This window comes from Acidiferrobacteraceae bacterium (genome assembly GCA_037388825.1).
Classification (GTDB): domain Bacteria; phylum Pseudomonadota; class Gammaproteobacteria; order Acidiferrobacterales; family JAJDNE01; genus JARRJV01.
Map to the genome: position 1 here is coordinate 64398 of JARRJV010000003.1, position 10497 is coordinate 74894.

The following is a 10497-nucleotide window of genomic DNA, read 5'->3' on the forward strand; positions in this document are numbered from 1 at the left end:
TTTTTCCTGTGAATTTTCATGGTCCGAAAGACTAGTAGCAAGAACCGAGCCAACCGGCTGATTGACGAAACCAGCCCGTATCTGCAGCAACATGCCCACAATCCGGTCGACTGGTATCCCTGGGGCGAGGAGGCCCTGGAACAGGCACGAAAGACTGACAAACCCATCCTGCTGTCCATCGGCTATTCCGCCTGCCACTGGTGTCACGTGATGGAACGGGAGTCATTCGAGGACCCCGAAACGGCCAGGGTCATGAACGAGCACTTCGTCTGCATCAAGGTCGATCGCGAGGAGCGGCCGGACCTGGACCGCATCTACCAGACCGCCCACCAGATGTTGCTGCAGCGCGCCGGCGGCTGGCCGCTGAACATGTTTCTCACGCCGAAGGAACACATGCCGTTCTTCGGCGGAACCTATTTCCCGCCGGAGCCACGCTATGGCATGCCGGCCTTCCACGACCTGCTGCAACGCGTGGCCGAGTTCTACACCGAACATCGCTCCGAACTTCACGAACAGAATGCATCCCTGGCCGACGTATTTCGACGGCTGGAACGGTCGACCGCAACGGAAGAGTTGTCGGACGGGATACTGGCGGCTGCGCGGGCCGAACTCGGAAGTCAGTATGACCGCGTCTATGGCGGCTTCGGCAACGCACCCAAGTTCCCGCATCCGGGTGCGATCGAACGATTCCTGCGCTGGGTGGAGCGTACCGAAGGTGGCGATGACGAAGCGCTGAACATGGCCGTCCACACCCTTACCGCCATGGCCAACGGTGGCATCCATGACCAGATCGGTGGCGGTTTCTGTCGCTACTCGGTGGACGAACGGTGGATGATCCCCCATTTCGAAAAGATGCTGTACGACAATGCGCAATTGATCACGCTCTACGCCGATGCCTGGCTGCTCAGCGGTGAAGAGCTGTTTCGGCGAACGGCCGAAGACATCGGGGAATGGGTTCTGCGTGAAATGCAGTCGGAGGAAGGTGCATTCTTCGCCACCCTGGATGCGGACAGCGAAGGCGAGGAAGGCCGCTACTACGTATGGCAGGCCGAGGAAGTACGAGCAATCCTCGATGAGAAGGAATGGGATGTATGCGCGAAACGCTGGGGTTTCGACCGGGAAGCCAACTTCGAGGGAAAGTGGAACCCGTACGTGCACATGGATAGCCAGGACATCGCGGCACAGTCCCGCAAGCCGCGCGAAGTCGTGGACGAACGCATCACCAGCGGCCGCGCGAAACTCCTGGGCGAACGCTCAAACCGGGTAGCGCCAGCGCGGGATGAGAAGGTGTTGACGTCCTGGAACGGTTTGATGATCCATGGCATGGCCCGTGCCGGCCGCGTACTGGATCGCCGGGACTTCATTGATTCGGCCATGCAGGCGCTGGACTTTGTGCGCGCGAATCTCTGGCAGGACGGGCGCCTGCTGGCAAGCGCCAAGGACGGGAAGGCCCATCTCAACGCCTACCTGGATGACTACGCCTTTCTTGCCCTTGGCGTGCTGGAGTTGCTTCAGGCCCGCTGGCGCGATGAAGACCTGGAATTCGCGCAGGCGCTGGCGGACGCCATGCTGAACCACTTCGAGGACGGGAAAGTCGGCGGATTCTTTTTCACTTCCGACGATCACGAGACCCTGGTCTACCGCCCCAAGCCCGTGAGCGACGAAGCAGTTCCCTCCGGCAACGGGATAGCCGCCCTGGTCCTCCTGCGCCTTGGCCATTTGCTGGGCGAAACCCGTTACCTGGTTGCCGCCGAACGAACTCTGCACGCCCTCATGGGCGAGGCCAGCCAGCATCCGGGCAGCTGCAACGCCCTGCTCACCGCACTGGAGGAGTTTCTTTATCCCGGCGAGATCGTGGTGATCCGCGGACCTGAAGACGAAGCCTGGATCTGGGCGCAATCGGCAACGAGTTCCTATGCCCCGCGTCGCATGGTTGTGTCGTTACCACCCGACTCCGCTTCACTCCCGGACCGACCCGCACGCGATCAACTGACCGCGTATGTCTGTACCGGCCGCAGCTGTTCGCCGCCGATCGATTCCGGGGAAGAACTGGATCGACGCCTGGCCTGAACCGGCGCCACTACTCGTACTGTGTGTCAGTCGATCCGGCCGCGTATGGCGCGCGCTGCAGCAGTTCCTCGACGATGGCGCGGTAGAACGGAAAATGATTGAACGGCCTGTGTGCCTTGCGGCTGGGCCAACCGAGATTCCAGCCCACGGCCTCGACATGATCCATGGTCCCGGTCTTGCCATACTCGCCCCAACGCGCCGAGCTCAGATTCACCAGGCCGTCGTTGTCGCCATGTTCCTTCTGCAGGAGATCGTGCCAGAAACGCCACCACCCGGGCATTTGTGACCGGGTGCGCACACCGGCATAGGAACGGTAGGCGACGTCGGATCGATCGGGAATGTTGCGATTGAACTGCTCCATCGATCCCACGCGCAGGTCGTCCAGACCGGGGCGTCCGATCCGGCGAAGCACCCAGGCGACGAGACTGCGGGAATGAAATGCCCAATCGGCGATGGCAGACCCACGGTGCGGAGTACAAACCGTTACCAGGGCGCGCACGCGCCGCTCGGGATCCAGGTGATGAATCAGGTAGCGGCCATCGAGGCCGCCCATGCTGTGTCCAACGAGATAGATTTCGGGTTCGGGCACATCCGCCAGAAAACGCGCCAGATCATTGGCGCGCTGCTCGATGGATCCCGCCCAGGCCACCTTCGGGAAATAGACCGGGGCGTCGAAGTCGGCGAGTGCCTTGCGCAGGCCGCGGAAATATCCAATGCGCAAACCCAGGATGGATATCTCCGAAAAACCGAGATATCCGTGCATGAATACCAGGGCACGATTCCCTTTGGACTCTCCGTTTTCCATATGCCACCCCTCCCCTTTTCCCGAGTATAGCGCGTTTCCCGTGGTCTAGTCCGATGGCGCCGGCCGCCATACGAGGTCGAGTTCCCGCGCAGCCTTCACATCATCAAGCCGACGTACCGGCAAGGTATAGGGAGCCCCCTTGATACGTTCCGGATTCTCGCGCGCTTCGGCAACGATGGCGATCAGGGCATCGACGAAACCGTCCAGTTCCTCACGGCTCTCGGTCTCGGTCGGCTCGATCAGAAAGCATTCCGGTATCAACAACGGAAAATAGGTGGTCGGTGCATGATAGCCCCGGTCCAGCAGGGCCTTGGCCACGTCGGCCGCGCTCACGCCCGTTTCGTCCTTCAGCTTCTTCAGGCTGATGATGAACTCGTGCGTGGCGCGTCGATTGGGGAATGCCACCTGAAAGCCCGCTTCACGCAAACGCACCATCATATAATTGGCGTTCAGCGTTGCGAACTCCGCCACCCGCGGCATGCCCTCCCGACCCAGCAGGCGCGCGTACACATAGGCCCGCAACAATACGCCCGCATTGCCCATGTTCGCCGACAGCCGGCCAATGGACTGCGGCCGCATCTTTTCCGTGGCCCACGAATACGTGCCCTGTTCTTCCACCACGATCGGAACCGGAAGGAACGGTTCCAGGCGCTCATTCACGCCCACGGGACCGGCCCCCGGGCCTCCCCCGCCGTGGGGCGTGGAGAAGGTCTTGTGCAGATTCATGTGGATCACATCGAAACCCATGTCACCAGGCTTAACCTTGCCCAGAATCGCATTCAGGTTCGCGCCATCGTAATACAGCAGGCCGCCGGCCTCATGGACGATGGCCGCCAGTTCCGCCACATCCTTTTCGAACACCCCCAGCGTCGACGGGTTGGTCAGCATCAGCCCCGCGGTCTGCGGACCCACCGCGGCACGCAAGGCCTCGATGTCCACGTCACCATCCTTGTCGGTCGGGATCTCGCGGACCGTATAACCGCACATCACCGCTGTCGCCGGATTCGTTCCATGGGCCGCATCCGGCACCAGAATCTCGGTACGCCCGTTGTCTCCGCGCGAATCATGATAGGCACGAATCATCGCGACCCCGGCGAACTCTCCCTGGGCCCCGGCCAGCGGAGTAAGGGATACCGCCGTCATCCCGGTGACGTCCTTGAGCATCTCCTGCAGTTCGTACATGCAGGTCAGGAAACCCTGCCCCGTGCTCACCGGACCGTGGGGATGCCGGCCAAGCAGATCGGGCAGAAGCGCGAGGCTGTTGGACGCCCGCGGGTTGTACTTCATGGTGCACGAACCCAGCGGATAGAAATGTGTATCGATGGAAAAATTCTTCTGCGACAACTGCGTGTAATGCCGCACTGCCTGCATCTCCGACACCTCGGGCAGGGGCGCACTCTCCTCGCGCAGGAAACGATCCGGTATATCCGAAACCTCCGCGCGCACCTTGGGTGCCTGGGAGGGGTTGGTGCGGCCGGGTTTTGACAGTTCAAATATCAACATGGTCTGGTCTTCGCATTTTTCCGCCGGAGGCGGAGTGTGTTTGTCGCTGCGCGACTACTATGCCGGTGGCTGACCGGCAGCAGGTTCCTTCTTCTTTGCTTGTCCAAAGAAGAAGGAACCAAGAAGAAAGGACACCCGGGTCCTTGGCCCTCCGTATCTGGAAGATACTCCGGGCTTCCCTCGGCAGGACCCAAAAAATCCACCACGCGCGTCGAACTCGGAGCCTTCGCCTACGCGAAGGCTTGCCTCGACAGGCTCCGCGCGTGCCGAATTTTCTCCATCCTGCCTCGGCGGCGGACACGGGCATGAAAACCGACGGGGATCGGGTTGTTTTGTGTTTTCTCGCGACTTCGTTCGCGCCGAGCATCGCAAGGAAAAACCGCCTGGCGCGAATCCCTGATCGAGCCCGAGCCGAGCGGTGTTCCCGGCCGGCGAGTTGGATGAGCGCCCGCGGTTTTTTTGAGAAGCGCAGGAGAGTACGCGAACGCAGGAGCAGATGGCTTTGGGTACTTTCGCCGAAACGAAAGTACCCCGTCGTGCGGGGGCGGAACCCCGCTAAGTTGTCGCCGTTGGCGACACAAGAACACCTCGGCTGGGTGTTACCCGGCCAGAGAACCTGAATGGTCGCGCACGCGACCATACTATTTGAGGGCCGCCAACGCAGCATCATAATTCGGTTCCTGCGCGATCTCCGGTACCTGTTCCGTGTGCAGGACCTTGTTGTCTTCATCCAGGACAACGATGGCGCGCGCGGTGATTCCCTGCAATGGCCCATCCTGGATCAACACGCCGTAGTCCTTGGCAAAGTTTCGATCACGCATCATGGATAGCGTGACGACCTGATCGGTCTTTTCCGTGCTGCAAAATCGTTGCTGGGCGAAGGCAAGATCGGCCGAGATCACCAGCATGACCGCATTCGGGTATTCGTCGGCATGCTCGTTAAAGATCTTGGTCGACTTGGCGCAGATCCCGGTATCCAGGCTGGGGACGATATTCAGCAGTTTCTTGCGCCCGGCGAAGTCAGCCAGGGTGACGTTGTTGAGTTCCTTGCCCACCAGCTGGAAATCAGGGGCAGCGCTGCCAACCGCGGGAAGTTCACCGCTTGTGGTGATCGGGTTTCCCTGCAGGGTTATGTTTGCCATGGGTTCCTCCTTTGCTTCGCAGTTCCATGTGAGCGGTACTTGATCCCGGTGACGGGAACGCCCTACTCGCGTATGTCGGCCACCTTCACCGCGCTCGACGGATCCGGTTGCCCCGTGCTCGCGACACGCTTCAGGTGTTGATGGTATTCCTGCATTTCCGATTCGGTTCTCATTTCGGTGGCACAGACCAACAGGCAATTCTCGAGCTCGGGATAGTCCCCGGCAAGACCGTAGCCGCCGACGATCCCCTCGGCTTCGAGCACCCGCAAAACATCATCCAGCGGTGCATTGATGCGCAAGACCGCTTCATGGAATCGCGGACGATCGAAAATGACATCGACGCCGTCGATGGCGGACAGGATCTGCACCAGACGGCCGGTATTGCTGTGGCATTGCGCGGCTACCCGTTCCAGGCCCTCGCGCCCGAGCAGGGCCATATGAATGGTCGCCGCCGTAGCAAGCAATCCCTGGTTGGTACATATGTTAGACGTCGCCTTGGACCGGCGAATATGCTGTTCGCGCGCCTGCAGCGTCAGCGTGAATCCCGGTTTGCCTTCGAGGTCCACGGTCCGACCGATGATACGGCCCGGCATCTGTCGCACATGGGCCTGCTTGCAGGCCATGAAACCGACGTAGGGTCCGCCGGACGACAGCGGCGCGCCCAGGGGCTGGGCCTCGCCAACGGCGATGTCGGCGCCGTCCGCGCCCCAGTGCCCGGGCGGTTTCAACAAGGCGAGGGAAATCGGGTTGACCAGGGCAATGGCGAGCATCTTGTGCTCGTGAGCGAAATCCGTAAGGGCGTCCACTTCCTCCAGCACACCAAAGAAGTTCGGTTGGGGTATCACGAGGGCCGCAGCATCACCGGAATACGACGCCAGGGATTCCGGATCGATATGGCCACCTGCCGGATCGTAGGGCAGATCAACCAGCTCGATGTTCTGGTTGCTGACGATGGCCCGAACAACCTTCCGGTACACCGGGTGTACCGTTGCCGGCATCAGGATGCGGCGCGATTTCCGGTGCACCCGCACCGCCATCAATACCGCTTCCGCCAGGGCCGACGCCCCTTCGTACAGGGAGGCATTGGCCGCATCCATGCCCGTGAGCCCCGCGATCATGGTCTGGAATTCGTAGATGACCTGCAGCGTCCCCTGGCTGGCTTCCGCCTGGTAGGGGGTATAGGCCGAGTAGAACTCGCCGCGCGTAACCAGCTCCCACACCGCCGCGGGAATGTGATGCTCGTAGGCGCCGGCACCGATGAAATTCACATAGTGCCCGTCGCTGTTGGCCCGTTGCACCATCAGGCGGCGGGTTTCCATCTCGTTCAGGCGGGCGGGAACCTTTTCCAGCCGGTCATTGCGCAGGGCCGCCGGTATCTCGTCGAACAGGGTATCGGTGTCGCTCACGCCGATCGCATGCAACATCTCGGCGATATCATCGGGCGTGTGGGGAATGAAAGGCATGGTCTTGGTTCCTCGGGGACTACTCTTCCGCTGCTACCAGTTCGCCATAGGCATCGGCATCCATCAACCCATCGAGTTCGCCCTTGTCGCTCGGCTGCAGACGGAACAGCCAACCCTCTCCGTAGGGATCCTTGTTGATCACCTCCGGCGTATCGGCAAGTGCCTCGTTCACTGCAAGCACGGTGCCACCTACCGGGGCATAGACATCGGAGGCCGCTTTCACGGATTCCACCACGGCGCAGTCCTTCCCCGCCTCCAGGGTTCCGTCCGCCTCGGGCAATTCGATGTAGACCATGTCTCCCATAAGATCCTGGGCATGGTCCGTGATTCCCACGGTCAGGCTGCCATCGTCTTCCACGCGCACCCATTCGTGCGACTTTGTGTAACGCAGTTCGTTCGGTATCTCACTCATCTTGCAGGGTCTCCCTTTAATCCAGACAACTCTTGCCATTGCGCACAAACGGAACCTTGACTACCCGCGCCCCGATCGGCTTGCCGCGGATATCGACTTCCACTTCGTCGCCGGCGTCCGCGGGAATCCGGGCGAAGGCGATGGACTGGCCCAGCGTGGGCGAAAAACTGCCGCTGGTGATCTCACCTTCTCCCGCCCCGTCACAGTACACCTTCTGGTGCCCGCGCAGTACGCCCTTGCCCTCGAGGACCAGGCCCACCAGTTTGCGCGCCGGCGCATCCCTGTGGGCCTCGATCGCCTCGCGGCCGACAAAGACGCGGTCCGCCGGCTCCCAGGCCACGGTCCAGCCCAGGTTGGACTCCAGCGGGGAAGTGGTTTCATCCATATCCGTGCCATAGAGGTTCATCCCCGCTTCCAGGCGCAGCGTATCCCGCGCACCCAGCCCGATGGGCGCCACCCCCGCATCCAGCAGCATCTGCCAGGTGAACGGGGCCGCCTTCGCCGGCAGAATGATCTCGAAACCTTCCTCGCCGGTGTAGCCGGTGGTCGCGATGAACAGCTCGCCCACGGTCACGGCGTTGAACGGCTTGACGTCGGCCATGGCTTCGCGCACCGCCTCGCCCATGGCCTCGTACACCTTCTGCTTCGCATTCGGGCCCTGCACGGCGATCATGGCCAGGTCGTCGCGCTCGGTGACACTGACGTCGTCGAATTCCTTTGCCGCCGTCCGCAACCAGGCCAGATCCTTCTCGCGGGTGGCGGCATTCACCACCATGCGGTACCAGTTGTCGTCCAGGTAGTAGACGATCAGGTCATCGATGACACCGCCCTCGCGATTAAGCATGCAGCTGTACAGGGCCTTGCCGCGGGTCTTGAGCCGATCGACGTTGTTGGCCAGCAGAAAGCGCAGGTAGTCGCGCACATCGGTGCCCTTGAGATCGACCACGGTCATGTGCGAGACATCGAACATGCCCGCGTCCTCGCGCACACGATGATGTTCCTCGATCTGCGAACCGTAGTGCAGGGGCATGTCCCAACCGCCGAAGTCCACCATCTTGGCATTCTGTTCGAGGTGCTTGTCATACAGCGGCGTGCGCAATCCCATGATCTAGTCCCGTGTCTGAGTTTCTTCTGCGTGATAGGAGGAGCGGACCAGGGGACCGGAGCGAACCCAGGCGAAGCCCAGACTGCGCGCGTAGGCCTCATAGGCGGCAAACTGCTGCGGATGCACATAGGCCTGCACCGGCAACTGCCCGCTCCCCGGCCGCAGGTACTGGCCAATGGCGAGGCGCCGGACTCCGACGTTCGCGAGATCGCGCAGTACGCCATGAACCTCTTCTTCCGTTTCGCCCAGGCCAAGCATGATGGCCGATTTGCTCTCCACATGGGCCGCGGCGGAGGCTTTTTCCAGAAGACCGAGGCTGCGCTCATAGCGCGCGCCGCGGCGGGCGGTTCGATACAGCCGCGGTACGGTTTCGATATTGTGGCCCCAGACCAGTGCGGGCCAATCCGCGCCGGTGAAGGAGGTCTTCGCGAGCACGTCCGCGAAGGCATCCACGGCTTCGTCCTGGCAGGCACGGAAATCCGGGGTAAGAAATTCGACGCCGATGTCGGGCTGCTGGACGCGCAACTGTTGCAGCGTCTGTGCAAAGATCCCGGCGCCGCCGTCGGCCAGTTCGTCGCGATTGACCGAGGTTAGCACCACATAACGCAGGCCCAGGGAGTGCACCGCCGCGGCCACCCGCGCCGGCTCATCCGCGTCCACCGCGCCGGGCCGACCGGTCTTGACGGAACAGAACCCGCAGGCGCGGGTACAGGTGTCGCCCAGCAGCATGAAGGTGGCGGTGCCGGCACTCCAGCACTCACCGCGATTGGGGCAGCGCGCCTCCTCGCATACCGTGTGCAGGGCGTGTCCATGTACCGCGGCCGCAGTGCGGCCATAGTCGGTACCGCGCCCCAACTGCTGGCGGATCCAGATCGGCATGCGCGATACGTTGCGGCGATCGCCAGCTACGCCCGTGGGTGCATCTGCTTGTGTGCTCGACACTAATCTCGTCTCGCGGGTCTCGGCAAAAAAAGAAAAAGGGCGATGGACGCCAATGCATCCACCGCCCCTCTGTCCGTTCACCTGAGAGCTTGAGCCCCTTCGGTAGGTGGTTCGATGCCACCACTCTCCAGAGTCGGTTGTGAGAAACGCGGTCCTTTTGCCTGAGCGATTCCGGGCGGGTTGCGCCTTCGGCGCCGGTCATGCAGACCGGACTCTCCCACGAATCTCCTACCGAGCAGGGACTATACTCCGGCGGCGCACGCACGCTCAACACAAGTCTCACGGCAATCTCACACATTACCTTAGGTCCTTCCGCTAAGATGCCGTACACTGGATGGGACCGTCCCTCACCCACCGACGGATTCGCCCGGGGAATTCGCGGCCGGGTTTGTGCGTCCCCCGGTTACCCTGAGAAACAACCGGGTATATCTGCGCTCACGTATCCCATAATTTCCAGATAGCCGCGTGGACAACAAAACTGCGTAGCACAGGAGGAAAAAATGACGCGATCGAAAGTCATGGCAATAAGCGCATTTGGCCTTCTTCTGCTTTCCCTGGTGCCCGATCTTTTCGCAGCACCGCAACCGATTGTTTTTTCGGCACCACCCCGTGGGAGCGAGACAAAGGAAACAGCGGTCTACAAGCCGATCGCCGACTATCTCAGCCGCGCCCTGGGCAGGCCCGTGGTCTACCGCTATCCCGACAACTGGCTGAACTATCAGAAACAGATGCAGGACGGCCACTACGACATCATATTCGATGGGCCCCATTTCATCGGTTGGCGCATGGCAAAGATCGGCCACCAGCCCCTGGTGAAGCTGCCGGGACTGCTTAAATTCGTGGTCTTCACCCGGGCGGACAACAAGACCATTCATTCCCTGGACCAACTTGCCGGCCGCCCCGTTTGTGGACTGGCCCCGCCCAATCTGGCGACCCTGAGCATGTACGACCAGTTTCCCAACCCGGTCCGCCAGCCGCTGGTGATCGGCGTCAAGAGCTTTCCGGACGACTACGCCAGGGTGATGGACGGCGGTTGTATGGCTGGCGTCATGAGG

At 61.6% G+C, this 10497-nt stretch carries 9 protein-coding genes and 1 riboswitch; of the genes, 2 read left to right on the plus strand and 7 right to left on the minus strand.

Features of this window, described 5'->3' with window-relative positions; genetic code table 11:
* Window positions 1-18: 18 nt before the first annotated feature.
* A complete protein-coding gene (locus tag P8X48_01160; protein ID MEJ2105922.1) occupies window positions 19-2070 on the plus strand; it encodes a thioredoxin domain-containing protein in 2052 nt (683 codons plus the stop codon).
* A 10-nt stretch (window positions 2071-2080) separates the two neighbouring features.
* Here P8X48_01160 and P8X48_01165 read toward each other — a convergent pair whose 3' ends face one another.
* From P8X48_01165 to lipA, 7 genes are all read right to left on the minus strand, one after another.
* Complete coding sequence (locus P8X48_01165) at window positions 2081-2875, minus strand: alpha/beta fold hydrolase (protein ID MEJ2105923.1); 795 nt, start codon at window positions 2873-2875, stop codon at window positions 2081-2083.
* Between the two features lie 45 nt (window positions 2876-2920).
* The gene (gene gcvPB / locus P8X48_01170; GenBank protein ID MEJ2105924.1) at window positions 2921-4378 is read right to left on the minus strand and encodes an aminomethyl-transferring glycine dehydrogenase subunit GcvPB; all 1458 of its coding nucleotides are present in this window, start codon (window positions 4376-4378) and stop codon (window positions 2921-2923) included.
* Between the two features lie 641 nt (window positions 4379-5019).
* On the minus strand, window positions 5020-5520 hold the full coding sequence (tpx, locus tag P8X48_01175; GenBank protein MEJ2105925.1) for a thiol peroxidase: 501 nt from the start codon (window positions 5518-5520) through the stop codon (window positions 5020-5022).
* 62 nt (window positions 5521-5582) lie between these two features.
* Window positions 5583-6983: an aminomethyl-transferring glycine dehydrogenase subunit GcvPA gene (gcvPA, locus tag P8X48_01180; GenBank protein MEJ2105926.1), complete on the minus strand. Its 1401-nt coding sequence runs from the start codon at window positions 6981-6983 to the stop codon at window positions 5583-5585.
* Window positions 6984-7002: 19 nt separating this feature from the next.
* Window positions 7003-7395, minus strand: a complete 393-nt coding sequence (gene gcvH, locus P8X48_01185) for a glycine cleavage system protein GcvH (protein MEJ2105927.1) — start codon at window positions 7393-7395, stop codon at window positions 7003-7005.
* A gap of 16 nt (window positions 7396-7411) precedes the next feature.
* On the minus strand, window positions 7412-8500 hold the full coding sequence (gene gcvT, locus P8X48_01190) for a glycine cleavage system aminomethyltransferase GcvT (GenBank protein MEJ2105928.1): 1089 nt from the start codon (window positions 8498-8500) through the stop codon (window positions 7412-7414).
* 3 nt (window positions 8501-8503) lie between these two features.
* Entirely contained in the window at window positions 8504-9442 is a 939-nt protein-coding gene (gene lipA / locus P8X48_01195; GenBank protein ID MEJ2105929.1) for a lipoyl synthase, read from the minus strand.
* Between the two features lie 139 nt (window positions 9443-9581).
* Window positions 9582-9672, minus strand: a riboswitch (glycine riboswitch).
* Window positions 9673-9942: 270 nt separating this feature from the next.
* Here lipA and P8X48_01200 point away from each other — a divergent pair.
* A partial coding sequence (locus P8X48_01200) for a PhnD/SsuA/transferrin family substrate-binding protein (GenBank protein ID MEJ2105930.1) occupies window positions 9943-10497 on the plus strand: 555 nt, incomplete at its 3' end.